General features: G+C 70.4%; 24 protein-coding genes and 2 tRNA genes. 16 read left to right on the top strand and 10 right to left on the bottom strand.

The window, feature by feature from the left end; translation table 11 throughout:
• Window positions 1–34: 34 nt before the first annotated feature.
• The 3 genes from gyrA (at window position 35) to ACQCO7_RS21440 (ending at window position 3,756) form a co-directional block, all read left to right on the top strand.
• Window positions 35–2,608 (top strand): DNA gyrase subunit A, encoded by a 2,574-nt coding sequence (gene gyrA, locus ACQCO7_RS21430; protein WP_464073356.1) that lies wholly within the window; start codon window positions 35–37, stop codon window positions 2,606–2,608.
• A gap of 19 nt (window positions 2,609–2,627) precedes the next feature.
• Window positions 2,628–3,572, top strand: a complete 945-nt coding sequence (locus ACQCO7_RS21435) for a DUF3566 domain-containing protein (protein ID WP_464073357.1) — start codon at window positions 2,628–2,630, stop codon at window positions 3,570–3,572.
• 110 nt (window positions 3,573–3,682) lie between these two features.
• Window positions 3,683–3,756, top strand: a tRNA-Ile gene (locus tag ACQCO7_RS21440).
• Between the two features lie 187 nt (window positions 3,757–3,943).
• Here the strand turns inward: ACQCO7_RS21440 and ACQCO7_RS21445 are convergent.
• From ACQCO7_RS21445 to ACQCO7_RS21455, 3 genes are all read right to left on the bottom strand, one after another.
• Window positions 3,944–4,276 carry a winged helix-turn-helix domain-containing protein gene (locus tag ACQCO7_RS21445; protein ID WP_464073358.1) on the bottom strand — a complete coding sequence of 111 codons (333 nt, stop codon included), beginning with the start codon at window positions 4,274–4,276 and terminating at the stop codon, window positions 3,944–3,946.
• On the bottom strand, window positions 4,273–4,746 hold the full coding sequence (locus ACQCO7_RS21450) for a hypothetical protein (RefSeq protein ID WP_464073359.1): 474 nt from the start codon (window positions 4,744–4,746) through the stop codon (window positions 4,273–4,275). The genes ACQCO7_RS21445 and ACQCO7_RS21450 overlap by 4 nt, the downstream gene beginning before the upstream one ends.
• Before the next feature lie 162 nt (window positions 4,747–4,908).
• Window positions 4,909–5,253, bottom strand: coding sequence for a DUF6344 domain-containing protein (locus ACQCO7_RS21455; RefSeq protein ID WP_464073360.1), 345 nt, complete (start codon window positions 5,251–5,253; stop codon window positions 4,909–4,911).
• 328 nt (window positions 5,254–5,581) lie between these two features.
• Between ACQCO7_RS21455 and ACQCO7_RS21460 the strand changes: the two genes are divergently transcribed.
• Together ACQCO7_RS21460 and ACQCO7_RS21465 are read left to right on the top strand one after the other, a co-directional pair.
• Window positions 5,582–5,710 (top strand): DLW-39 family protein, encoded by a 129-nt coding sequence (locus ACQCO7_RS21460; protein WP_003999697.1) that lies wholly within the window; start codon window positions 5,582–5,584, stop codon window positions 5,708–5,710.
• Window positions 5,711–5,932: 222 nt separating this feature from the next.
• Complete coding sequence (locus ACQCO7_RS21465; protein ID WP_464073361.1) at window positions 5,933–7,390, top strand: hypothetical protein; 1,458 nt, start codon at window positions 5,933–5,935, stop codon at window positions 7,388–7,390.
• On the opposite strand, the gene ACQCO7_RS21470 is transcribed toward ACQCO7_RS21465, so the two are convergent.
• On the bottom strand, window positions 7,354–8,877 hold the full coding sequence (locus ACQCO7_RS21470; protein ID WP_464073362.1) for a serine/threonine-protein kinase: 1,524 nt from the start codon (window positions 8,875–8,877) through the stop codon (window positions 7,354–7,356). The two genes, ACQCO7_RS21465 and ACQCO7_RS21470, sit on opposite strands and share 37 nt — an antisense overlap.
• Before the next feature lie 265 nt (window positions 8,878–9,142).
• Window positions 9,143–9,691, bottom strand: a complete 549-nt coding sequence (locus ACQCO7_RS21475; RefSeq protein WP_010353434.1) for a helix-turn-helix domain-containing protein — start codon at window positions 9,689–9,691, stop codon at window positions 9,143–9,145.
• 176 nt (window positions 9,692–9,867) lie between these two features.
• On the opposite strand from ACQCO7_RS21475, the gene ACQCO7_RS21480 reads away from it, so the two are divergent.
• A tRNA-Ala gene (locus ACQCO7_RS21480) sits at window positions 9,868–9,940 on the top strand.
• Window positions 9,941–10,010: 70 nt separating this feature from the next.
• Complete coding sequence (locus tag ACQCO7_RS21485) at window positions 10,011–10,700, top strand: DUF6211 family protein (RefSeq protein WP_464073363.1); 690 nt, start codon at window positions 10,011–10,013, stop codon at window positions 10,698–10,700.
• A gap of 141 nt (window positions 10,701–10,841) precedes the next feature.
• Here ACQCO7_RS21485 and ACQCO7_RS21490 read toward each other — a convergent pair whose 3' ends face one another.
• Together ACQCO7_RS21490 and ACQCO7_RS21495 are read right to left on the bottom strand one after the other, a co-directional pair.
• Entirely contained in the window at window positions 10,842–11,411 is a 570-nt protein-coding gene (locus ACQCO7_RS21490) for a DUF4232 domain-containing protein (RefSeq protein ID WP_464073364.1), read from the bottom strand.
• Between the two features lie 979 nt (window positions 11,412–12,390).
• Window positions 12,391–13,800, bottom strand: a complete 1,410-nt coding sequence (locus tag ACQCO7_RS21495) for a glycosyltransferase family 39 protein (RefSeq protein WP_464073365.1) — start codon at window positions 13,798–13,800, stop codon at window positions 12,391–12,393.
• A gap of 120 nt (window positions 13,801–13,920) precedes the next feature.
• On the opposite strand from ACQCO7_RS21495, the gene ACQCO7_RS21500 reads away from it, so the two are divergent.
• The 6 genes from ACQCO7_RS21500 (at window position 13,921) to ACQCO7_RS21525 (ending at window position 19,784) form a co-directional block, all read left to right on the top strand.
• On the top strand, window positions 13,921–14,601 hold the full coding sequence (locus ACQCO7_RS21500; protein ID WP_464073366.1) for a response regulator transcription factor: 681 nt from the start codon (window positions 13,921–13,923) through the stop codon (window positions 14,599–14,601).
• On the top strand, window positions 14,588–16,099 hold the full coding sequence (locus ACQCO7_RS21505) for a sensor histidine kinase (RefSeq protein WP_464073367.1): 1,512 nt from the start codon (window positions 14,588–14,590) through the stop codon (window positions 16,097–16,099). Before ACQCO7_RS21500 ends, ACQCO7_RS21505 begins: the two co-directional genes overlap by 14 nt.
• A 54-nt stretch (window positions 16,100–16,153) precedes the next feature.
• Entirely contained in the window at window positions 16,154–16,558 is a 405-nt protein-coding gene (locus ACQCO7_RS21510; RefSeq protein ID WP_464073368.1) for a hypothetical protein, read from the top strand.
• A 177-nt stretch (window positions 16,559–16,735) separates the two neighbouring features.
• Window positions 16,736–17,449: a hypothetical protein gene (locus tag ACQCO7_RS21515; RefSeq protein WP_464073369.1), complete on the top strand. Its 714-nt coding sequence runs from the start codon at window positions 16,736–16,738 to the stop codon at window positions 17,447–17,449.
• A gap of 20 nt (window positions 17,450–17,469) precedes the next feature.
• The gene (locus ACQCO7_RS21520) at window positions 17,470–19,083 is read left to right on the top strand and encodes a hypothetical protein (RefSeq protein ID WP_464073370.1); all 1,614 of its coding nucleotides are present in this window, start codon (window positions 17,470–17,472) and stop codon (window positions 19,081–19,083) included.
• 2 nt (window positions 19,084–19,085) lie between these two features.
• Window positions 19,086–19,784 carry a TIR domain-containing protein gene (locus tag ACQCO7_RS21525; protein WP_464073371.1) on the top strand — a complete coding sequence of 233 codons (699 nt, stop codon included), beginning with the start codon at window positions 19,086–19,088 and terminating at the stop codon, window positions 19,782–19,784.
• A gap of 92 nt (window positions 19,785–19,876) precedes the next feature.
• Here ACQCO7_RS21525 and ACQCO7_RS21530 read toward each other — a convergent pair whose 3' ends face one another.
• A complete protein-coding gene (locus ACQCO7_RS21530) occupies window positions 19,877–20,791 on the bottom strand; it encodes a macro domain-containing protein (protein WP_464073372.1) in 915 nt (304 codons plus the stop codon).
• A gap of 83 nt (window positions 20,792–20,874) precedes the next feature.
• On the opposite strand from ACQCO7_RS21530, the gene ACQCO7_RS21535 reads away from it, so the two are divergent.
• Window positions 20,875–22,281, top strand: a complete 1,407-nt coding sequence (locus ACQCO7_RS21535; RefSeq protein WP_464073373.1) for a macro domain-containing protein — start codon at window positions 20,875–20,877, stop codon at window positions 22,279–22,281.
• Between the two features lie 381 nt (window positions 22,282–22,662).
• On the opposite strand, the gene ACQCO7_RS21540 is transcribed toward ACQCO7_RS21535, so the two are convergent.
• Window positions 22,663–23,070, bottom strand: a complete 408-nt coding sequence (locus ACQCO7_RS21540) for an ATP-binding protein (RefSeq protein ID WP_464073374.1) — start codon at window positions 23,068–23,070, stop codon at window positions 22,663–22,665.
• Between the two features lie 112 nt (window positions 23,071–23,182).
• On the opposite strand from ACQCO7_RS21540, the gene ACQCO7_RS21545 reads away from it, so the two are divergent.
• On the top strand, window positions 23,183–24,010 hold the full coding sequence (locus tag ACQCO7_RS21545) for a helix-turn-helix domain-containing protein (RefSeq protein WP_464073375.1): 828 nt from the start codon (window positions 23,183–23,185) through the stop codon (window positions 24,008–24,010).
• A complete protein-coding gene (locus ACQCO7_RS21550; protein ID WP_464073376.1) occupies window positions 24,007–24,249 on the top strand; it encodes a DUF397 domain-containing protein in 243 nt (80 codons plus the stop codon). Before ACQCO7_RS21545 ends, ACQCO7_RS21550 begins: the two co-directional genes overlap by 4 nt.
• Here ACQCO7_RS21550 and ACQCO7_RS21555 read toward each other — a convergent pair whose 3' ends face one another.
• Window positions 24,250–24,387, bottom strand: coding sequence for a hypothetical protein (locus tag ACQCO7_RS21555; RefSeq protein ID WP_464073377.1), 138 nt, complete (start codon window positions 24,385–24,387; stop codon window positions 24,250–24,252).
• Window positions 24,388–24,406: the final 19 nt, after the last annotated feature.

Here is a 24,406-nt window from a genome sequence, read left to right on the forward strand (position 1 = left end):
CAGCTGACCGCCACAGAAGGGATCTTCACCAGCAATGACCGACGAGAACACCCCTCAGACGCCTGAGGACAGCACCGTCCGCATCGAGCCCGTCGGGCTGGAGACGGAGATGCAGCGCTCGTACCTGGACTACGCGATGTCCGTCATCGTGTCCCGCGCGCTGCCCGACGTCCGTGACGGCCTCAAGCCCGTGCACCGCCGCGTCCTGTACGCGATGTACGACGGCGGCTACCGGCCCGAGAAGGGCTTCTACAAGTGCGCCCGCGTCGTCGGCGACGTCATGGGCAACTACCACCCGCACGGCGACTCCTCGATCTACGACGCGCTGGTGCGCCTCGCGCAGCCGTGGTCGATGCGGATGCCGCTGGTCGACTCCAACGGCAACTTCGGTTCCCCGGGCAACGACCCGGCCGCCGCCATGCGGTACACCGAGTGCAAGATGATGCCGCTGTCCATGGAGATGGTCCGCGACATCGACGAGGAGACCGTCGACTTCACGGACAACTACGACGGCCGCTCCCAGGAGCCCACCGTCCTCCCGGCCCGCTTCCCGAACCTGCTGATCAACGGCTCGGCGGGCATCGCGGTCGGCATGGCCACCAACATCCCCTCGCACAACCTGCGCGAGGTCGCGGCCGGCGCCCAGTGGGCTCTGGAGCACCCGGACGCCTCGCACGAGGAGCTGCTGGACGCGCTGATCGAGCGCATCAAGGGCCCCGACTTCCCGACCGGCGCCCTCGTCGTCGGCCGCAAGGGCATCGAGGAGGCGTACCGCACCGGGCGCGGCTCCATCACGATGCGCGCGGTCGTCGAGGTCGAGGAGATCCAGAACCGCCAGTGCCTGGTGGTCACCGAGCTGCCGTACCAGGTCAACCCGGACAACCTCGCGCAGAAGATCGCCGACCTGGTGAAGGACGGCAAGGTCGGCGGCATCGCGGACGTCCGCGACGAGACCTCGTCCCGTACCGGTCAGCGCCTCGTCATCGTCCTGAAGCGGGACGCGGTCGCCAAGGTCGTCCTGAACAACCTCTACAAGCACACCGACCTCCAGACGAACTTCGGCGCCAACATGCTGGCGCTGGTGGACGGCGTGCCGCGCACCCTGTCGCTCGACGCGTTCATCCGGCACTGGGTGGCGCACCAGATCGAGGTCGTCGTCCGCCGTACGCGCTTCAGGCTGCGCAAGGCCGAGGAGCGGGCGCACATCCTGCGTGGCCTCCTGAAGGCCCTGGACGCCATCGACGAGGTCATCGCGCTGATCCGGCGCAGCGACACCGTCGACATCGCGCGCACGGGCCTGATGGACCTCCTGGAGATCGACGAGATCCAGGCGAACGCCATCCTGGAGATGCAGCTCCGCCGCCTCGCGGCCCTGGAGCGGCAGAAGATCATCCAGGAGCACGACGAGCTCCAGGCGAAGATCACCGAGTACAACGCGATCCTCGCCTCCCCCGTGCGCCAGCGCGGGATCGTCAGCGAGGAACTGGCCGCGATCGTCGAGAAGTACGGCGACGACCGCAAGACCATGCTGGTGCCCTACGACGGTGACATGTCCATCGAGGACCTGATCGCCGAGGAGGACATCGTCGTCACCGTCACGCGCGGCGGCTACGTCAAGCGCACCAAGGCGGACGACTACCGGGCGCAGAAGCGCGGCGGCAAGGGGGTGCGCGGAGCGAAGCTGAAGGAGGACGACATCGTCGACCACTTCTTCGTCTCCACCACCCACCACTGGCTGCTGTTCTTCACGAACAAGGGCCGCGTGTACCGCGCCAAGGCGTACGAGCTTCCCGACGCCGGCCGGGACGCGCGCGGGCAGCACGTCGCGAACCTCCTCGCCTTCCAGCCGGACGAGGCGATCGCCGAGATCCTCGCCATCCGCGACTACGAGGCGGCGCCCCACCTGGTGCTCGCCACGAAGGCGGGTCTGGTCAAGAAGACGCCTCTGAAGGATTACGATTCGCCGCGCTCCGGCGGGGTCATCGCGATCAACCTGCGGGAGCGGGAGGACGGTTCGGACGACGAACTGATCGGCGCGGAACTCGTCTCCTCGGACGACGATCTGCTCCTGATCAGCAAGAAGGCGCAGTCGATCCGGTTCACCGCCACCGACGACACCCTGCGTCCCATGGGCCGCGCGACCTCGGGTGTGAAGGGCATGAGCTTCCGCGAGGGCGACGAACTGCTCTCGATGAATGTGGTGCGACCCGGTACGTTCGTGTTCACCGCCACCGATGGTGGGTATGCGAAGCGAACCAATGTCGACGAATATCGCGTCCAAGGGCGTGGGGGCCTCGGAATCAAGGCCGCCAAGATCGTCGAGGACCGGGGTTCGCTCGTCGGTGCGCTGGTGGTCGAGGAGACCGACGAGATCCTCGCCATCACGCTCGGCGGCGGTGTGATTCGTACGCGAGTCAACGAGGTCAGGGAGACGGGCCGTGACACCATGGGCGTCCAACTGATCAACCTGGGCAAGCGCGATGCCGTCGTCGGCATCGCCCGTAACGCCGAGGCGGGGCGCGAGGCGGAGGAGGTCGAGGGCGACCTCGACGCCGAGCCCGCCGCAGCGGCCGGCACGGACGAGGGCGACGCGCCCTCGGCCGAGTAGCACCGAGGAGAGAGTCATCGTGAGTGGAGCCACGGGCGCCGGTACGTCTACCGGATCTGCCGGTACTTCCGGTACTTCCGGGTCTTCCAGTTCTTCTGGGTCTTCCGGGTCGGAGAAGGACGGCGGCGGTCGTGGCTCCGTCGCGGGCTCCCCCACGGCGGGGGGTGCGGTGGAGGGCGTCGAGCAGCGTGACGCGCACACGACGCAGTTGAAGGCGATCAAGCCGGATACGGAGGCGCCGGGGGCCGGGGCTCCGGGTGGAGGTGCGGTGTCCGGGATCGCGGGGTCCGCCAAGGGTGGTCGCGGCAAGGGCGCTCAGCGCGGTTCTGGCGGCTCCGGGGGCAACGGGCGGGGTGCGCAAGGGAGTTCGGGGTCCGCGGGGGCTCAGCAGGGCGCCGGTGTCCAGCAGGGCGCGCGTGGTGGGGCCGGTGCGCAGGTCGGGCATCAGCAGACCTCCTCGCCGCTTCCCGGTGAGCGGCGGCAGGACCAGCAGGGTTCCGTGCCGTACCACCCGCCGCAGGCGTACGCCGCCGAGGAGGCGGCGCCCGACGGTGCCGTCCGGCGGCCCCGTACCGGTGCGCGGACCGCGCCCCGTGTGCGCAAGGCGCGGCTGCGGGTCGCCAAGGCCGATCCCTGGTCCGTGATGAAGGTCAGCTTCCTGCTGTCCATCGCGCTCGGGGTGTGCACGATCGTCGCCTCGGCCGTGCTGTGGATGGTCATGGACGCGATGGGGGTCTTCTCCTCCGTCGGCTCCACGATCTCCGAGGCGACCGGGTCCAACGAGTCCAACGGGTTCGACCTCCAGTCCTTCCTGTCCCTCCCCCACGTCCTGATGTTCTCGACGATCATCGCGGTCATCGACGTCGTCCTCGCGACGGCGCTGGCGACGCTCGCGGCGTTCATCTACAACCTGTCCGCCGGGTTCGTCGGCGGGGTCGAGCTGACGCTCGCCGAGGACGAGTGACCTGCGGAGAAACCCTTCGGGGCGGGGTGGTCCCAACCGATTTTGGGACTGCCCCGGTCGTGCGCTAACCTTCAGGGGTCAGCGCGCGGGACACACACCGCAAGCGCGGCGGGGCTATAGCTCAGTTGGTTAGAGCGCATCCCTGATAAGGATGAGGCCACAGGTTCAAATCCTGTTAGCCCCACATCGTCGAGAAGGCGTCTCCCTCCGGGAGGCGCCTTTTTCGTGTTCGGTGCTTTTTCGGGCAACGAAAAGACCCGGTCGCTGGCGACGGGGGATGCACCAGCGACCGGGCTATGGCCAAGGCTAACAAGGGTGTTGGGGGCGGTGGGGGGTGACTGCGCGGACGGAGTGGGGATATGTGAGCGGGATCACTCCGGGGGTGTCAAGTCCGCACCCCGTGCGCGGGCTTGGGCGGCGATCGTCCGGAGCGCTTCGAGGTGGGCTTCCAGGCGGGTACGGCCCTGGGGGGTGAGGGAGAGCCAGGTGCGGGGGCGTTTGCCGACGAAGCCCTTGCGGGCCTTCACGTAGTCGGCCGCCTCCAGTGCCGAGACCGTCTTGCTCAGCGCCGAGTCCGAGAGGTCCAGGGCGTCCCGGGTGGTCCTGAAGTCCGCCTCCAGGCAGCCGGAGAGGAACGCGGCCAGGGCGAGGCGGGTGGGGTGCTGGACGGTGGGGTCCAGGCGTGGGGGCTCGCCGGCGCTCATGCCGTCGGCCTCGTGCGTGCGCGGTCCGTCTGCTTCGTGCGCGCACGGTGCAGCTGGGACCACGTCAGGGCGCCCTGGGTGACGCCGAACACGGCCAGGGCGGCCGGGGGGTTGACGGCGAGGGCCGCCACGACGGCCGCGGCGACGGAGAACAGGACCGGGGCGTGGCGCGACCACCGCTCGCGCGTGGTTCCGCTGGGCCGCAGGAGGACGCCGCCCGCCCGCGCGGTGACGACGAACAGGGCGAGGAAGCCGAGGAGGCACGCCACGGACGCCAGCATCAGGGCGACGCTCGGGTGGTCCTGGGTCGTGAGGAGCGCGAGGCCCGTGAAGCCCGCCGCGTAGAGCAGGCCCGAGGCCGGGGGGTGCCAGGCGGGGACCCTGTGGGCGTCGACGGCCGCCGTGCGCGCGCTGCGGGCGGCGGCGAGGGCGGCTTCCGCTGCCGCTGGGGTGGGGTGGTCCGTCGTCATGTGATCAGCGTGGCAAGTACTTTCCTGCTTGGCAAGTACTTTCACTCGATCGGGCAAGGCGAAGGCCCGGGGCTCGTGGGAGCCGCCGGGCCTGGCGTGTGGGGCGTACGCAAGTTCGCCGTTACGTCGTGAGGGTGCGCGCGGTCGTCGGCGCGGGGCGGGTCAGGTCTGGAGGGGCGCTTCCGTGTCCGCCGTGGGGCCGTCCGGGGCGGTCTCGGTGAGGGGCTCCGCGTCCGTGCGCGGGAGGTGGCGGCAGTTCGGGGACTTGCCGTGGGCCTCGGCCCGGATGCGCTGCTTCATCGTCGGGGGGAGGGAGCGGGTGGGGGACCAGTCACCGAGGAGGGTCGGTGCGGGTTCCGTCGTCACGGTCGCCGTCGCGTTGCGCGTCGGCTCCTGGTGGGCTACCGCCGCCGTGGCCGTCGTCGTGATCAGGCCGAGGGCCGTGAAGAGGGACAGGAGGGCGGTGACGATCGTGGTCCAGAGCTTCGTGACCTGCGTGCGGGCCATGGCCCCTCACTTTCGGGTTGAGCGGATTTGCGTACTTTCCTCATGATGTGTATGTCGGGCGGGGAATCACGGACCGACGCACGTGGCGTGGCGATGTTCAGATGAACACCACCCGGATGGGCGCATGAAGGAGGGAAGGGGTGAAAAGTCACGGTCCGTGGAGGTGTGATCACCCTCCGATCGGACCGGTGGCGGGCTCCCGCGCGGGGCGTCTACTCGGCGGTACCGAGCGGTAGTTGGGCGCCCGGGGAGGTCACCGATCGGTCTCGGCCGGTGTGTATAGTCGGGCGCCAGAGGTCCCCTACGTCAAGAAAGACGAGGTCGCGCGGTGAAGAAGCTTCTCCTGGTCGCACTGGCCGCCATCGGCGGGCTCCTCGTGTACCGCCAGATCCAGGCGGATCGCGCCGAGCAGGATCTGTGGACGGAGGCGACCGACTCCGTGCCCACGGGTTCGTGACTGCCGATTCCCAGAACTCCAACAGGCCCCGATCGCCGATGCGGTCGGGGTCTTGCGTTGTCCGGTGACCGGACCTGAAAGTTTCGACGTCCGCGCGATGCCGGAGAAACGGTCACGTCACGGACGTAGAAGCGATCGAAAACGGTCAAGGGGTGGCAGGAACGGGGCCGCGTGGGTTAGGACGGACAGCGGCTTCGGTGCGGTGAGCGAGGGGGCGGGTGCATGGGACCGGCGGGTTCGGTGGCGCGGCGGTGGGCCGTGCCGCTGTGTGTCGTGGGCGTGATGGCGGTCGCCGCGCCGGGGGCGGTGGCCCGGGCGGCCGAGGCACCGGCGTACGCGTACGACACCGAGGCGCGCGCCGTCAACGCGGCGAGCGCCACCAGTGACGCCGTACGGCTGGAAGCGGGGGGTGTGTACCGGAGCGGGCTCGTGGGGTGGGGGAAGGCGTACTTCAAGGTCGAGCTGGACGCGCGGACGACGACGTACGTGTCCGTGACCGCCGTGCCGGGGGGTGACGAGGAGCTGTCCTTCAACGACGGGGTGAAGGTCTCGCTCCAGGACTCCAACGGGCTCAACTGCTCCAGTGACACCGCGACGTTCGGGTCCGTCGTGGGGGCCCGGCCGGTCACCGCGTGGGCTGTGCGGGAGGTTCGGGCGGGGCGGTCGGTCTGTCAGGACGCGGGGACGTATTACGTCGTGGTGGAGCGGGCCGGGGAAGAGGCTCGGGGGTCCGCGAGCCCTTCGGGTGATGGGGAGGGGGGTTCGGGTGACGCGTTCGGGACGCCCTCCGGTTCTTCGGGGGACCCTTCGCCGAGTTCCTCCTCGCCGGGGTCCGGCGGTCCCTGGGGGCTGGAGGTGGCTGTTGTCGGGGAGCCGCCGCTGGCGAAGGGCGGGGCCACCGTGGCGCCCAAGGGGTGGAGTTCCGCCACGCCCTCTCCCATGGAGGGGGATGCGCGGCGGCTGCCCGGTGGGGACGGGTTCGCCACCGCCACCGACCTGGGGCAAGGGGCCTGGCGGGACGACATCCTGCCGGGGCAGACGCTGTTCTACGCCGTTCCCGTCGAGTGGGGGCAGCAGGTGTACGTCGCCGCCGAGCTGGGGAGTGGCGGCGACGGGTCCGGGTACGTCGCCTCCGCGCTCGACGTCACCCTCTACAACCCCGTCCGCGCCAAGGTCGACGATCTGCGGTTCGGGTACGACGGGGAACAGAAGGCGGGTTCCCTGCGGCCCCTCGCGCCGGTCGAGTACGCGAACCGGTATTCCGCGAACGAGGCCGTCAGCGGGATGCGGTTCGCCGGGGGGTACTTCCTCGCCGTCCATCTCTCCGCGCAGGTCGGGGAGAAGTTCGGGGACTCGGCGTACGGGGTGACGCTGCGGGTGCGGGTGAAGGGGGCTGTGCGGGCGGGGCCCGGGTATCGGGGGGAGTCCGTGCCGGGTGGGTTGTTCGGGACCGGGAGTGGGGGCGGGGGTGCGAGTGGGGGTGCTTCCGCGCATTCCGGGGAGACCGACGCCGCCGGGGTCGAGGAGGGGGCGGGGGGTGGTGGCGTGGCCATGGTCGCCGTCGCCGCCGGCGGGTTCGGGGTGGGGACCCTCGTACTCGTCGTCCTCGGGGTGTGGACCGTCGTCGGGCGGCGGCGGGCCGGTCAGATGCGGGTCAGGGCCCAGAAGCCGATCGCGTAGCAGGTCAGGGCCAGGAGGAGGAGGGGGATCGCGATGGCGGGGGGTGGGCCGGGGCGGGGCGCCGCGCGGCTGTGGCGGCGGGCTGTGGGGGGTGCGGTCTGTGGCGGCGCGGTCTGTGGGGGGCGGGTCGTGTAGGTCGCGGTGGAGGCGGTGTCGGGGGTGCGGGGGAGGGCGTAGGTGGTGGGGTCGTAGGGGGGTGGTGGGGTGGTGTGGACGGGGGTGAAGGCTGGGGCGGGGGTGGGGGTTTGTTCGTGGGGGGTCAGTGGGGGTGGGAGGTGGAAGCTGCCTGTGTCCGACATCGTGGGGGTCGGTGTCGGTGTGGGGGGTGTTGCCGCGGCTGGGCCCCAGCCGGCTTGGGTCGAGGTGGTGGGGGTGGGGGTGGGGGTGGGCCAGGCGGGGTGCGGGGGTGTGCCGGGCCAGGTCGACGTGGGTGGGGTGTCGGGGGGTGGGGGTGCGGTCGGCCTCGGGGGGATGGGGTGGGGGGTGCTTGCCGGAGTGCGGGGGGCGTCTTCGGCCTCGTACCCGTCGTAGCCCTCGTACCGGGGTTCGCCGTACGACTGGCCGGTGTACGACGGGCCCGTGCCCGTCGCTGTCACGTTCAGGGACGTCGACGTGGGGCCCTCGGGGGTGAAGCCCTTGGGGAGGGGGCCCAGTTGGTCGAAGATCTCGATGGACTCGTCGTCCGGGGTGGGGGTGAGGAGTTCCGTGGCCGTCAGGAGGGCCTTGCGGGCGCCTGTGGCGGTGCGGAAGCGGGACGTGGGGTCCGGCTGGAGGAGCGAGGCTATGACCTGCCAGAGGGGCTCGGGTATGCCCTGGGGGGCGCCCGGGGTGCCGTGTTCGGCGAAGTGCTGGATCAGGGCCTTGGCGTCCGGCTTCCTGCCCTCCAGGAGGTACAGCGCGACCAGCCCTACGGCGAACAGGTCGGCCGGGAAGTCCGGGTCGGCGCCCAGGAGTTGCTCGGGGGCGATGTAGCCCGGGGTGCCGACGACGAGGTTCGTGTCGGTGAGGCGCGGCTCGCCCAGGCGCATCGAGATGCCGAAGTCGGACAGGCGCAGGCGCGGGCGTGCCGTACCCGTCGCCTCCAGGAGGATGTTCGCCGGTTTGATGTCGCGGTGGACGACGCCCTCGGCGTGGACGGCGGCGAGGCCGGCCAGCAGCTGGTCGACCAGGACGCAGACGAACGGCGGCGGGAGGGGGCCGTAGTCGCCGATCAGGTGGACCAGCGAGCCGCCCGCGACCAGGTCCATCGTGAAGAGGACCTTGTCGTCGTCGGCGGCCCAGCTCGCCGGGGCGAGGACGTGCGGGTGGTCGATGCGCAGGGCCTGTTCGCGGACGAACCTCAGCAGGGAGTGGGCGTCGCTCTGCTGGAGGACCTTGGCGGCGACGTACCGTCTGCGGCGGTGGTCCCAGGCGCGCCAGACCGCGCCGACTCCGCCGCGGCCGATCGGGTCGACGAGTTCGTAGCGTCCGGCGAAGACCTCACCCATGCCGTGTACCCATGCTGTGTGGCGCTCCTCCCCCTGCGGTCACCCCTGGGCGGGGCGGTGTCGCGCTGTGCCGTTGTGCGGTCACTCCTTTTTACTTCGCGTCCGCGCCTCGCTCAGGGTTTCGCCCGGGGATTTCTCCGGGTTGTGTCCTGCGGTGGTGCGGGGCCCCCGTGATTTGCTGCTGTTCGCCCTCGAAGAGGGTGGTTTCCCCCGTGGACCCGACCGGGCCCGTTCGCCGAACCCCCTTCGGCGCCCGGGCCTTCGGTCAGTTCTGGTGGGACTGGTAGTGCGTCACCGCGTCCGACGTGCGGCCCGCGCCGTAGACCCGGAGGAACTCGGCGAGTTCCGGGTGGGTCGGGGCGAGGGTGTCCGCCGCGTCGATGATGTCGCCGGCGGCGGCGACCGAGCGCAGCAGGGACTGGATCTCCCGGACCACGCGCTTGACGGTGGGAGCACCTGAACTGCTCGTCGTCTGCGTGGTGTTGCTGAGCACGGAGCCTCCCTGCGAACGCTTGATCTCGTCCATCCGCTGGGTCGCCTCGGCGGCGCTGACGCTGCCGTCCGCGACCTGGGCGGCGAGGTCTTGCAGCAGTTGCACGCGCTGCACGACCGCCGGGTTGCCGATCTTCGCGCGCTGTCCGCTCATGAGTTGGGACAGCATCGGGGCGGAGAGCCCCAACACCCCTGCGAGACGAGCCTGGTTGAGACCAAGATCGTCGATGAGCTTGCGGAAGAGCGCCCCCAGCGGCTCTCCGTACCAGTTCCGCTGAAGCTCCCGCGCTCTCGCGGTCGCTTCCTGTTGTGCGGCGTCCATTCGCGTCTCCCCATCGCTTCCCCAGAAAACCGCGGTTCGCTGTAGCGAACCACGTCCGAGCATCTTACGGAGAGTGGTCGGTCGCGGGGACCCCCAATCTTTTTGCGGGATCAGGGGGGTGACCCGGTAGTCTGGTCTCCGACGTCCCTCGGAGCGGTGTTCCTTGTGGGTGTGCTGGGGCCTTAGCTCAGTTGGTAGAGCGCCGTCTTTGCATGGCGGATGTCAGGAGTTCGACTCTCCTAGGCTCCACTTGTTTGGACCCTCTCTGACCTGCGGAAACGTGGGGCGGAGGGGGTCTTTTGGCGGTCCTGATGGGTACATGCCTGGCGACCTCTCCCAGATCAAGAGGGGTAACAGCATCAGCGCCGATGACACCGGCAGCTTCGTCGTCGAGGACTTCCCGCCGACCGGCCGCACGCTCTACTCGCGAGCCGGTCTGCGCAAGGTCCACGACATCAGCGAGTCGACGCTTCAGAACCTTTGGACCGACCGGGAGGACAACGGGCATCCGCCCGGCGGGGTGACTCTCGGCGGCGTCATGCACTGGGACGGCGACAGTTGGGCGAAGTGGCACCACGAGCTTCAGCGCCGGCGGGCCGCCGCGAGTACGACGAATCCGCCGAAGCTCGACGGTGACCCTGGAGAACTGGTGGGCCCCGCCGAAGCGGCGAAGATCTGTGGGTTCGCCGACTCCGCCACTGTCTCCCACTACGCCGAGAACCCCCGGAGGGCTGGCCGGACCCCGACGACTGGGACGTCCTCCCGACCCGTCGGCGGCCGAAGTGGAAGCGGTGGAGGCTCTGGCAGTACCTCGCGGACCGCGAAGGTCGCGGGCGGACAGCCTAAGGGACGCCGACCCCTACCAGGGGGCGAGCGGCTTGCTCTCGCCCGGCGGGTGCTCGCGGAGAACGCTGAGTTGATCGGGCAGTCGCAGGGGCTGTCGGAGAAGGAGTCCTTCCGGACCGTCTGGCATCTGATCCTCAGGTCGGCTCGCGAGAATCCGGAGTGAGCGGGGAGAAGCCCGCCAACGTCGGTTGGCGGGCTTCACTGGCCCGTACCCTTGGCGCTTATGTGCAGTGCCTCATGAACGTGCAGGTCAGAGCGTTGTGATCGTCGTGCAGGCTGCTCGATTTGTGAGGATGACGGGGGGTCAGGAAGGCTTGACCGCCGAGACCGGGGTGGCGGTCACCTTGTTGTCGCACTCGGCCCACACCCCGTCGTTCAGGGCGACCTGGTGCTTCCCGGAGCGCGGCAGGCCGATGACCATCGTCGGAAACGCCGACGGCTTCTTGCCCGACACGCAGTAGCCGTCGCCCTCTCCCTGGACCTGGACGAAGGTCAGCTTCACCCACGCCTTGCCGCGCGGCCGGAGCGTCACGGTGGACGCCTTGCCGGTGGCGGTGACCTTGAGCGGGGTGTTGCGGGAGGGGGAGCCGTTGCCGGCGCCCGCGACCGTCGGATGGCCCTTCAGGACGCACGTCTTCTTGGAGACGTTGGTGAACTGCACGACCGCCGCCCCGGTCCCGGTCCCGACGGGCGGGTGGGCGGCCTGCCGGGCGCTGACCTGGAGGGCGGAGGCCGCGCAGGCGGGCGGCGGGGCGGAGGTGGTGGCGCTCGCTGCCATGGCGGTGCCGGGCAGGATGCCGGTCACCGCCGCCGCGAGGGCCGTGACCGCCGTCGTCGCCATAGCCGCCCTGCGCATGCCGTTGCTGTGCCGCATGTTGTCGTCCCCCTGAGTCGTATCGTCCGCGGGTTTCGGTCGGTTGTCGCCCCGCGGTACGTGAGTGCAGACAGGGTGGGAGAGCGGCAGGGTTCCGGGTGGCGACTGCTTGTGACGAAACGGTGACGGCAGGCCGCGCCCGTGCGGATGGCCGTCAGGGCAGACAGGAGCACCTCCAGCGCGCCACGGGTTTCACCACGCCCCCGGCGCGCATCGAAGGTGCGCTGAGTCGCTGATCAGAACCCGGACGGGACCCCGCATTGCCCCGACGCGGGTGAGGCGCCGCAAGAACCGGAACCGCAGGGCGCGGATGAGGACGGGACCCCCGCACTGCCCGAGCCGGATGGGTTCAGCCCGGACGTACCCTGCTCCGATCAGCTGAGACGAGAAGGGCCGCTCCACCTACTCGAAGCCGATCGTTGAGAACCCCGACGGAACCAAGACGTACCCCGACCTAAGTAACCGGCTGGAGGGCGTCTGAAAAGCCTGCCAGCGGGCTGATCTTGCGAGGCGGCGCACGAGGCGTTGGAGCAACACCTCGATTTGGAGGCGGACCATCCCCGCGTGTGCGGAGACCACTGCGTGAGCTGGGGCTTTATATGGGCGGTAGGCCGTTTTTTGTTACTTCTGAAGAAATGGGCATTGTGGATAATTGGTGAAAATCGCCCCAAGCGAGGTCAAGGGGTGCTCGTGTCAGTTGTGCGGCATCGTGCGTCGAGTTTCGGGACGTTTGTTGATCAAGGGTGTATCGATCTTCTGGCGTCGGGACTCTCTGAACTGTCTCCCCAGTCTGCGTGGACGGGGTTTTCTAGAGCTTTCAGTGTCCGTGGCGTCCATCGGCAAGGTACTTGCGTCTCAATTTCTGCTGCCAGGTTATGGAAATGGGTGCGCGCCGGTGTCGGGGTCGGCTCTCCTGGGCTCCGCATCGATAGATCCTCTCTGATCTGTGGGAACGCGGGACGGAGGGGGTCTTCGTCCGTCACGCCCCGGGCGTCGGGACCCTGGTGTAGACGGTGATGCGTGCCCCGTTGACCTGGGTTGATCCGTGTCGGCGGAAGTGGTCGCGCAGGGTGGTCGTCTTGGCCTCGTCCTGGGGGGTGGCCGGGCTGTCGTTGCCTCTTGTGTGGATCACGATGAGGCGGTCGAAGGTCAGCATGCGGGCGGCTATGTCCTGGGCGGGGAGCTCGATGCCCGTGAGGGTGTTCGAGGCCGTGGGGGTCTGGGCTAGGGCCAGGTCCATGGGGAGGGGGGTGGTCAGGGTGCGGGTCTGGGCGGGGAGGTAGAGGAGGCCGTCGCCCGGGTGGGCCGTCTCGTGGACGGCGGTGGTGACGGCTGTGGCGTTGTTCGTGCGGCTCTCGGGCGTGCGGAGGGCGAGGCTCGCCGGGGTGAGGGCCGTCAGGGCGGTGAGTGTCGCCACGCCGGTGACGAGCGGGGTTCTGCGCAGGGCGTGGTCCAGGCACGCGCCCAGGAGCAGGGCGGTTCCGGCGCTGCTGAAGAGGACGTACCGGTCCACGAACAGCGGCTTGACCAGGGAGGCGAGGAGCAGGAGGAGGGTGGGGAGCACGGCCAGGGGGACGGCCAGCGCGGTGAGGTGTACGGGGCCCCGGGACCGCAGCGGCGTCAGCGCGCAGGCCAGTGCCGGCGCCGTCGTGAGCAGGACCCCGGGGAGGCGTACCGGGCTCTCGATCCACGCCAGTTGGGCCGACTGGCCCGCGCTGCGGATCGCCAGCGGGAGGAGGCCGGCGACGACGACTCCGGCCGTCGCCGCCCACGCCCTCAGCGCCCGGCTCCGGGAGACGAGCAGCGTGACGCCGTGGGCCGCCAGGGCGAGGGCCGCGAACTCGTGGAGCAGGCAGGCCAGCAGCATGGTGGAGCCGTACACCGGCCAGCGCCACCGGGCGGTGGTCACCAGGGCGCAGGTCGCCCATGTGATCAGCGCGCAGACCAGCGCGTACGAGCGGCCCTCCTGCGCGTACTTCTGGACCTGCGGGAGGACGGCGAACGCCAGCCCGGCCAGCAGCCCGGCGCGCGGGCCCGCCAGGCGCAGGCCCAGGACCGTGACCCCGGCCGCCGCCGCGGACATCGCCAGGGCCGAGGGGAGCCGTAGCGTCAGCAGGTCGCCGCCGAGGACGGTGAAGACGGCGTGCATCACGGCGTAGTACAGGGCGTGGACCAGGTCGATGTGCTGGGCCGTGGCCCAGATCTGGGACAGGTCGCGGTGGGCCAGGTCGTACGTGACCGCCTCGTCGCCCCACATCGTGTTCTGGCGGCGGATGCCCCACAGGCCCAGGGCGAGGGCCAGGGCGGCGGGGGCCAGGGCGATGGGCCAGGCGGGCGGACTCGGGCGTACGGGGGTGGAGACCGGCTCGGCCGGAGCGAGAACGGACATCGGTGGCAGGGCCCTTCCGGAGGCGGGCCGACAGCGTGCCCGGACCCCGTTGACCCGTTGCTGATCCAAGCTGACCGGACGGTCAGGGAAGGGCTCCGGCGCTGTGCGAGGCTGCACCGCATGCGGATCCTGGTGGTCGAAGACGAGGTGGACCTTGCGCGGACCCTGCACACCGGACTGACCGCCGAGGGCTACAGCGTCGACCTCGCGCACGACGGACGGCAGGGCCTGTGGATGGCCCGGACCGGCGAATACGCCCTGGTCGTCCTGGACTTGATGCTCCCCGGCCTCAACGGCTACAAGGTCTGCGCCCAGCTCCGCCGGGAGGGCAACGCGACGCCCATCCTGGTGCTCACCGCGAAGGACGGGGAGTGGGACCAGGCCGAGGCGCTCGACACGGGCGCCGACGACTACCTCGCCAAGCCGTTCTCGTACCTGGTGCTCGTCGCGCGGCTGCGGGCGCTGGTCCGGCGGGCGGTGGCGGTCGCGCCGCCCGTGCTCGCCGTGGGGGACCTGTCGCTGGACGTCGCCGGGCGGGTGTGCCGGCGGGCCGGGGTGCGGGTCGATCTGACGCCCCGGGAGTTCGCCGTACTGGAGCTGCTGGCGCGGCGGGCCGGGCAGGCGGTGTCCAAGGCGGATCTGCTGTATCACGCGTGGCCCGACGAGGCCCTCGATCCCAACCTGGTGGAGGCGCGAGTGAGCGCGTTGCGCAAGAAGGTCGACGCCGCGTTCGAGCGGCGGTCGCTGGAGACCGTGCGCGGGGCGGGGTACCGGCTGGTGGACGACCGTGAACGCGGGTGAGCGGCGGTGGTGGTGGCCGCGGTCGGTGCGGGCCGTCGCGGCGGTGACCGCCGCGGTGACCGCCGCCGTCATCCTGCTGGGGATCGGCTGGTGGGTGCGTCACGAGGTCGACCGTGAGAGCGCGCGGATCGCCGAGGAGCAGGCCCGTAAGCAACTCTTCGCCCTCGCCGCCCAGTTGACCGAGGGGGCGGTGCCCAGCCGGACGAGCGCCGTGCCGTACGAGGTCGTCGCGACCGGCAGGCGTACCGCTGTCGCCTCCGGCGGGGGCATGGACTTCTTCGATCCCGGCAGAGGCCATGTGCTGCCCGCCCCGGCCGGGCCTCCCGAACACTCGTGGGACGACGGCCCGGAGTGGGGCTACACGGTCCGCCCCCTGCCCATACCGGTGCGCCGCGACTACGACCCGCCCGCGAACGCGTACGACCTGGCCGGCGGGACCTACCCGGTCCTGTACGTCGACATCTGGGCCGGTGCCCTCGGCCGCGACAAGGCCGCCGCCCTCGGCGTCGCCGCCGACGCCACGCTGCGGGCCTACGTGGTGGCGCTCCCGGACACGGCCGAGGCGATCACCGGCACCCTCGACGACCTGCTGCTGCGGGCCGCCCTCGTCGGCGTCGTCCTCCTCGCCGCCGCGACCTACTTCGCCGTACGGATCGCGCTGCGCCCCGTCGAGGCGATCCGGGTCCTCACCGCTTCCGTCACTCCGGGCAACCCCCGCGAACGCGTCACCGTCCCCGCCTCGGGGCACGAGGTCGCCGCGCTCGCCACCACCATCAACACCACCCTCCAGCACCTCGACAACGCCGCCGCCCAGCAACGCCGGTTCGTCGCGGACGCCGCGCACGAGCTGCGCAGTCCGCTGACGACGCTGCTGGCCAGCCTGGAGGTCGCGCTCGCCTACCCGGAGCGCACCGACTGGCCCGCCACCGCCACCACCGCCGCGCGGCAGACACGGCGGCTCCAGTCGCTCACCGAGGACCTGTTGCTCCTCGCGCGGATGGACACGGGTACGTCCGCTGCCGTCGGCGTCGTCGATCTGGCCGACCTCGCCGCCCACGTGATCGAGCAGTACCCCAGCGGCGCACCGGCGTTGGCCCTCACCTGCGAGGGCGAGGCCCTGGTCCACGGCGATCCCGGCGGGTACGAGCGCCTCCTGCGCAACCTCCTCGACAACGCCGTCCGGCATGCCGCGCACCGCGTCCAGATCACCGTCCGCGGTATGGACGCCGGGGTCGTCCTCACGGTCCACGACGACGGGCCCGGCATACCCCCCGAGGACGCCGAGCGCGTCTTCGAGCGCTTCGTACGGCTCGACGACGCCCGCTCCCGCGACCAGGGCGGCGCCGGGCTCGGCCTGGCGATCGCCCGCGACCTGGCGCACCGAGGCGGAGGGACCCTCACGCTCGCGCCCCGGACGCTCGGTGCGTGTTTCGAGCTACGCCTTCCGCCGGCCGGAGGGAGTCCAACTGCTCGCATAGTTGGATCGAACGGGAGGTAATCACCCGCCGGATGGGGGACGTTGGGGGGAAACCCGAGTGGCTGGAGGAACGGCGTGAACAAGAAGCAGCGGCGGCAGGTCATGGCCGAGGTGTACGCGGAGCGGGAGCGGCTGCTGCCGCTCCGGGGGCAGGCGTCGCGGACCACCATCGAGATGGTGCGGTCCAGCGCGGCGGGTGCGCAGGAGCCGGAGATGGTGCCCTACCTCAACCTCGCGTACCTGCTCGGCGTGAAGCGGGGGCTGGGGGAGGACGCGCTGATGGCGTTCGGGCTGTCGCTGGCGAACTGGGCGGTCGCGGCGGTTGCCGAGGTCGCGCGGTGCACGGGCCGGACGGTGGAGCAGGTGGTCGACGAGTACGAGACGGCGATCATGGCGGCGGGGGCGGAGCTGCCGGAGGAGGAGAAGGTGCCGCTGGACGAGAAGACGGTGCGGGCGAGGTTCCTGGACGACGAGGACTGAGACGGGGGGACTGAGGCAGGGGGAGCGGGCGGAAGCGCATCGGAAGCGGATCGGCTCTGGTGGCGGAAGCGGGCGTACTGGTCGTATCGGCGGTGTCCATCAGCCGTTCCGCGCGCTCCTTGCCGTCGGCTCGCTGCCGACTCGTGCGTCTCACGGGTCGTGAATGTTGGAGTACCCATGAACGACCCAGGACCGCCACCGTCCCCGAAGACCCACGGGGACGGCTTCCCCGCCGCGCCGGCCGCCTACCACGGGGTGGGGCTCGTCCCCCCGGCCGGGCCCGCCCGCACCTGGGGGCTCGCCGTCGTCGGCGTACCGCTGGTGCTCGTGCTGATCCTGACGCTGGCCGGGAATCTGTCGGGCGGCGGCAGTGACAACTCCGGCCGGTCCGGCAGTGATTGGAGCGGCTCGTCGGGCTGGCCGGGTACGTCGGAGACGACGCCCCCGGCCGACACCTCCGTCGGCTCGTGGGGCTGGCCGGGCGCCTCGGAGACGGCCACCGCTCCCGTCTACCCGGAGAGCGTCACGCCGTCCGCTTCCGCCTACGCGGAGAGCGCCACCCCGACGCCGACGCCGACGCCGACCCCGTCCCCGACCGGCACCGGCGGCCCCGAAGCCGTCGTCGCCGCCTACTTCGCGGCCATCAACAACGGTGACTACTCGACCGCCTGGTCCCTCGGCGGCAAGAACCTCGACAGCGACTACGACGCGTTCGTCACGGGCTTCGCCACCACCCAGTCGGACACCATCACCATCACCTCCGTGCAGGGCGACGACGTCCGTCTGACGCTCGTCGCCCGCCAGACGGACGGCACGACGAAGACGTACGACAAGGTCTACACCGTCAGCGGTGGAGAGATCGTCAAGTCCTCGGGTAACCAGATCAGTTGACCATCCGGCAGGAGTCCGTCGTGACCACCCAGGTGATCCATCCCCGGCCGCCAGACCCGGGGCACCAACCACCGCAGGTCCCCCGCGCGTACGCGCGCACCAAGGCCACCCGCCTGCTGTCCGTGGGCACTTACCTCGACGCCGGCTACCGCCGCGCGGTCATCCGGGAGCTGCTGCGGTACTACCCCCGGGTCGTGGCGCCGTCGTACGGCTACGACGCCGTGTCGGTGCTCGCCCACGCGCTCGCCGCCCGCCGGCTGCACCGCCTCCAGTGGGCGGTGTGCCTCGGTTCGGTCCTCGTGATCTGGCTGCTGCTGGGCCAGGGCACGCTGAGCGTCCCCCTGGCCGCGCTGTTCCTGGTGTGGGTGGTGTGGGGCGCGGCCTATCTGCGGCGCATCGTGACCCTGCACATCCTGATGACCCGGCTGAAGGAGACCCGCCCCGACGGCGGTTTCGACGGCGCCTACCCCGCCAACCGGGCCCTCACCGACGCCGTCGTCCACAAGATCGACCACGAGCAGTCCAGCGGCAGCGGCCTCGTCTTCTACGGCGGCTTCCGGCCGTTCGTCGGTGCCGGTGAACTCATGCGCGAGTGGTCCAACGCCCAACTCCTTCTCGGTGCGCGGAAGAAGAAGATCGACGCCAGGTCGGCGGCCGACGGCGGCGGCGCCACCCTGGACCTGGAGGCGCGCGAGACCCCGGTCCCGTTCACCGTCCACGAGATCACCGACTACGTGGCCGCCCGGATGCGGGCGCAGCTGCGCGACGAGGCACGCGGGGACGAGCGCATCGAGGGCCTGACCGTCGAGCAGCGCCGCTTCACCACCGCGATCCGCACCAACGACCGTACCCGTGGCCCCGGTTGGTCCCGGCTGCCCGGCATGGACGACCTGCCCGGCATCCACTGGCGGGAGGACTACGACTCCGCCCGCGAATACCTGTGCGTGCGGGTCGGTTCGTGGAACGAGGAGCTGGTGACCTCGATCTTCGTCGGGTTCGACCTCAAGGGCGACACCCTGCACACCGAGTTCTACACCTACGTACTCGGGCCGCTGGTAGGGGATTTCCACCTCGCCGACCGGCTGCCCGACGCCTTCGACGGCCGGCTGGCCGTACGGGTCGCGTGGGACATGGTCAAGGCCGTACCGATGCGTGCCCTGGTGCTGCCGCTGTGGCCGCTGTACCTGGTCCCGCAGCGGTTCCTGCCCGCTTCGGTACGGCGGCTGCTGCGCCCCGGACGCAGCCGCGCCACCGTCGCCGGCGCCGAGGTGAAGACCGTCTCGGTCGACAACAGCGAGTTCCGGCTGGGCCGTTACGTGACCAAGGCGGTCGACTGCGGGGCGCTGACCAGCGTCCGGGAGATGGCCACCAGCGACATCTACCACCACTTCTTCCAGAAGACCGACGCCATCAAGTACATGCAGATCGTGCAGCGCCGCACGCTCCAGAACATCGGGGCGTTCCTGGCGGAGAAGAAGATCGACCTCGCCGAGCACGACCGCGCGCAGACCAACATCCTGATGGGGGACAAGGGGCAGGTGGTCACGGGCGACAACGCCCACGGCTTCGGCTACAACTACAACGCGTCCGGCGGCGATTCATCCGGTTCGTCCGGCGATCGAGGGGGACAGTGACCATGAGCGGCAACTACACGTTCGGCGACAACACCCAGTTCGTCCCCGGCGACAACGCCCACGGCTTCGGCTACAACTACAACGAAGCACCGGCGGCCCCGGCGGCACCGGCGGTCGAGAAGCCGTCGGAGCCGGGAACACCCACGTTTCCCTCCGACGACGTCCGCGCCCGCAGCGTCTTCGTCGTGCACGGACGTGACGAGGAGGTGCGCTCGGCGATGTTCGGGCTGCTGCGCCGGCTGGACCTGAAGCCCCTGGAATGGGAGCAGTTGGTGCGCGCCACCGGCAAGGCGTCGCCCTTCCTCGGCGAGGTCGTCGCGCACGCGCCGTCCCAGGCGCAGGCGGCGCTGGTGCTGCTCACGCCGGACGACACCGCCAAGCTCCACCCGCAGTTGCTGGGCGACCGCGAACCCGACTACGAGATCCGGCTCACCGGACAGCCGCGGCAGAACGTGCTGATCGAGCTGGGCATGGTGCTGATGGCCTACCCCGAGCGGACGGTGATCGTCGAGGTCGGCCAACTGCGGCCGGCCGCCGACACCGTGGGCCGCAACGTCATCCGCTTCGACGGTTCGCAGGAGTCCCTCAGGAAGATCGTCGCGCGGCTGAAGGTGGCCGAGTGCCAGCTCGACGACTCCCGGGGCGACTGGCTCGACACCTCGCACTTCGAGAACCTGTCGGCCTATCGGCGGCTCGCCTGAACGGCCGTCGGCGTGAGGTGAGTCGAGTACGGCGGTGAGGGCGGGCGCGGTGGGGGCGGGCGCGGTGGGGACGCCCGCCCCCACCGTCGTCCTCACGTCGCGGCGGGCCCCGACGCGAGGTTGCGCAGGAAGGCGCCCAGCTCCCGCATGTCGATCCGCTCCAGGTCCGACGGCCGTACCAGCACCCGCAGTTCGCGGCAGATCGCGCCCTCCCGGGACCGGGCGACGAAGGACATCAGCAGCAGCCGCAACAGGCTGTCCTGGTCGAGATGGCCGAGCCGTGCCAGCCCCGAGCCCACCAACGGCATGGCCACACACTCCAGTTGGGCGTGGTCGCGCAGCGCGTCCCACAGCCGGATCAGCCCGGCCGAGAGGTCCTCGACGCTGGAGGCGGCCACGTAGTCGTTGCCGATCCGGCTGTACGCGACGGCGAACACCAGCCGGGGCCGGGCGCCGAGCACCGCGACCGTCCCGATCGGGTACCGGTCCAGTTTGCCGAGCGGCTTGCGGGCCCGCTCCTCGCGCGCGACCGGAGTGAAGGGGGCGAGCGCCGTGGCCAGTTCCGCGTCCAGCCGCCGTACGTCGCCGTCGTAGCACCGGGCCAGCAACTGGGCCTGCACGCTGGCGCCGTTGATGACGACGGACGCCTCCGGCTCGGTGTCGAAGGTGTCGCAGAACCCGACGACCAGGTGCGCGCTCTGGTCGAAGACGTCGCCCGCCTCGACCACCACCGTCATGTCCGGCCGCCGGAACTCCTGCCGCACCCGCCGCACCGGCCGGGCCGCGCCGAGCCCCCACACCAGGCAGGCGCCCACCGACACCACGCTGACGACGCCGGGGTCGGGCAGGCTGCCGGGGAAGAACTGGCCGGCGAACTGGAGCACCGCGGACATCCCGCCGAACGCGACGGCCGCGTTCCGGACGAAGACCTGCCGGGCGCGGCGGGTTCCGTACAGCCGCCGTAGCAGCCGTGGCGTACCGAGTCCACCGGAATCACCCGAACACATCGCTCCTCCAGGGCATCGTGATAATCTGCCAGTCACTTGATAGTTACGCAGAGTGGCGCGCAGATGCGGCGGGGGCGACGCGGGTGGCCGATGCACAGACGCACATCCAAGTGAAGGTGCTGGGCCCGGTCCGGCTCGAAGTCGACGGCGTCGCGGTGCGGTTGACACCGCTGACCACCCGGCTGCTGGTCCGCCTGGTGGCCGCCGAGGGCGAGGCCGTTCCGGTACGGCAACTGCGGCGCGACGTCTGGGGGTTGGCCGACGAGCCGCGCCATCTGGCCCAGCGCAACCGCAACGAGGTGCAGAAACGCGTGCTGGAGCTGCGGCGCGCCCTCGACCCCCGGCAGGACGGCACCGGCGCCCGCGTCCTGCGCACCGAGCAGCACGTCACCGTGCACGGCACGGAGTCGGCCTACCGGCTGGCGCTGCGGCCCGGGGAACTGGACAGCGCGCGGTTCACCGACATCGTCCGCGCCGCGCTGCTCGACCCGCCCGCCACCGCCGCGCACCGGCTCGACGAGGCGCTGTCCCTGCTCTACGGCCGTCCGCTGGCCGAGGTCGACGGCGAGGGGTTCGCGGAGCCCTTCATCCGCCGCCTCACCGCTCTGCGGGACGCCGCCCGCCGTGAACTCGTGAGCGTCCAGGCCGACTTGGGGCATCCCGAACTCGCCCTGCCGGTCGCCGAGTCGATCGTCCGCGACCATCCCGACGACGCCGGGGCCGCGCGCACCCTGGATGCCCTGCGGGCCGCGCTGCGGGCCCGGCACGGTGCCGAACTCATGCGTCATCGGGTGCCGTTGCCGGGGCAGCGGGCCGATGTCGTGCTGGTCCGGGGCGACTTGTTCGAGCAGACGGACTCCAACCTCGTGGTCGGTTTCACGGACACCTTCGACACCGAGTCCGATCAGTCGATCGTCATCAGCAGCGAGAGTGTGCAGAGTCAGCTCGTGGAACGGCTGTTCGCCGGGGAGCGCCGGCTTCTGGACGAGAAGCTCAGGTCCGGGCTGCGTACGGTTCGGGCCGTCGCGACCGAGAGTGCTCGGGCCAAGCCCCGGGGGCGGCGCGTGCGGTATCCGGTGGGTACCACCGTCGTCGTCCCCGTGGACGGTGGACGGCGGGTGTTCGCGACGGCGTACTCGCGGCTCGGCAACGACCTGGTGGCCCACTCCGGGCATGACGATCTGCGCGTCAGCCTGGAGAGTCTGTGGGCGTCGGTCGCGGTGCACGGGCTGTTCAAACCGGTCGCCGTTCCGCTCATCGGGTCCGGGCTCGCGCGGGTCACCGATCTCGACCGGGGGCAGCTTGTGGGGCTGATCGTCGACTCGTTCATCGACGCGTGTCGCCGTTATCCCGCGCTCACGCCCGAACTCCGCATCGTGGTGCGCCCGGAGGATCTGGCGAGAACCGATCTCTCGCCGGTCGAGAGACGGTTCCAGGAGTTGGTGCCGGATCTGGAGCGGGGCTCGGACGGGCCGACTCTGGCTTGCTGAACGGGGTTCGGCTGAAGGGGGTTCGGCTGAGCGGGGTTCGGCTGGACAGGGTTTGACTGAACGGGGTTTGGCTGAGCGGGGTTCGGCTGGACGGGGTTCGGCTGGACGGGGTTTGGCTGAGCCGGCGTCGTCGTACCGTCCGTTTCGGTCCCAAGGTGAGGCCGGGCGGCGGGTGTTGGTTCCCGCTCCCCGGTCCGGTGGGTTCCTCCGCATCTCTGGGCTCCCCGTCCGCGGCGTCGTCCCACCGGTCACGCGGTCCGCCACCGCCGCCCGGCCTCACCGGACTCCACTGCACCGCACCCGCCGCTTCCGCGGGCACCCGCCTTCCGCTTCCGAACCGATTCCGATGTGTGGGGTCGGGCGGTGTCGGCTGGGCCGGGTCTACCGGCGGCGCGTGCCGAACTCGCACCACACCACTTTCCCCGGGTGCCTGCGCTCCGCGCCCCACTTGTCCGCCAGCGCCGCGACGAGCAGCAGGCCCCTCCCGCCGTCCTCCCTCGGCACGGGGACGACCGGCAACGCGCCGTCCCCGCTGTCGTGCACCTCCACCCTGACGCCGGCGTCTCCGTGTGGGCGCAGGCGGAGCAGGAAGTAGCGGCCCGGGGGGACGCCGTACCGGAGCGCGTTCGTGGTGAGTTCGCTGACGCACAGGAGTACGTCGTCGAGGGGGGCCTTAGTGTTCCACGTGGTCAGCGTGGTGCGGGTGAAGTCGCGGGCCGCGGGGATCGAGCGGCGGGTTCGCGAGTAGAGGCGTTCGCGGGTGGTGGGGAGGTGGGTTTCCACGTTCATGGGACGAGGGTTGCGAGTGGTGGTCATCATGTGGCAGTGGCCTGGCTGGTACATCGCGTTTGTACCAGCGCGCGCCAGTGAGAAATGGCGTGCGGATGGGGAGTTGGGCGGCATGGGAGCGAAGAAGCCCCGGCGTAATGCCACGGCACACAAGATGGTCGGTTCCGCGCTGGCCGCGCTGCGGCACAAGGCCGGGTACACGCAGGAAAAACTAGCGCAGGCGTTCGGTATCAGTTTGGGCAGCCTGACGTCGTACGAGCAAGGGAGACGGCCGCTTCCGTTGGATACGGCGGAACAACTCGATGGGTTCCTCAATACGGGCGGGGTGTTGGCCCGGTTGGTGCAGCATCTGCCTGAGGTGGATCTGATCGCGTTGTGGGCGGAGGAGTTCCTCAAGGAGGAGATGAGGGCACTCTTCATCTCCTCGTACGAGGTTCAGGTGATCCCTGGCCTGCTTCAGACCGATCGCTACGCGGAGACGATGTTCCGCAGCCGCGTACCGGTTTACAGCGAGGAGAAGATCGCGGAGCTGGTGGCAGAACGCGCCGAGCGTCGAGCGATCCTGCTCCGCAAGGAGCCGCCGATCTCGTGCTTCGTGATCTGGGAGGCTGCGGTGAGGGCACGTGTCGGAGGGCCGGACGTTTGGCGGGAGCAGTTGCAGCACCTCCGGGAATGCTGCGATCTACCCAACATCATGATTCAGATCCTGCCGATGGACCGAGCGAGTCACGCGGGGTTCGGCGGCTCGTTCGTCCTGCTGGAGACCCCGGATAACGACCGGCTCGCCTACACGGAAGGACAGCGCGGCAACCAACTGATCTCGAACTCGGAGGACATCGCTCTGCTCACTCAGAAGTATGGGATGCTGCGTTCACAGGCCCTCAACCCCGATGAGACGAGGGCAGAGCTGGACCAGATTCTGGGAGAGCAAGGGCGATGAGCAGCACGGCACTTCGGTGGGCCAAGTCCAGCTACAGCAGTGGCGAGGGCGTGAACTGCGTGGAAGTCGCCTGCGACTGGGTCAAGTCGAGCTACAGCACCGACGAGGGCGCCAACTGCGTCGAGGTTGCCGCCCACACCGCCGCGATCCACATCCGCGACTCCAAGACCCCCGAAGCGCCGTACCTCACCATCGATCCCGTCACCTGGACCGCGTTCCTCCACAGCACGGCCAACTGATCAGCCCCGCGCCCCTTCGCGTGCGGCCACCTCATGCTTCCGCTCGGCGTCGGCCATCTCCGCCTTGATGGCCTCGATGCGCTCGCGCTGCTCGGGGGTGATGTCGGCCGTCAGGTCGGCCATGGTGCCGAGTCTCATCTGTCCTGGTCCTCCTTGG

It is taken from the genome of Streptomyces saintjeani (genome assembly GCF_055409605.1).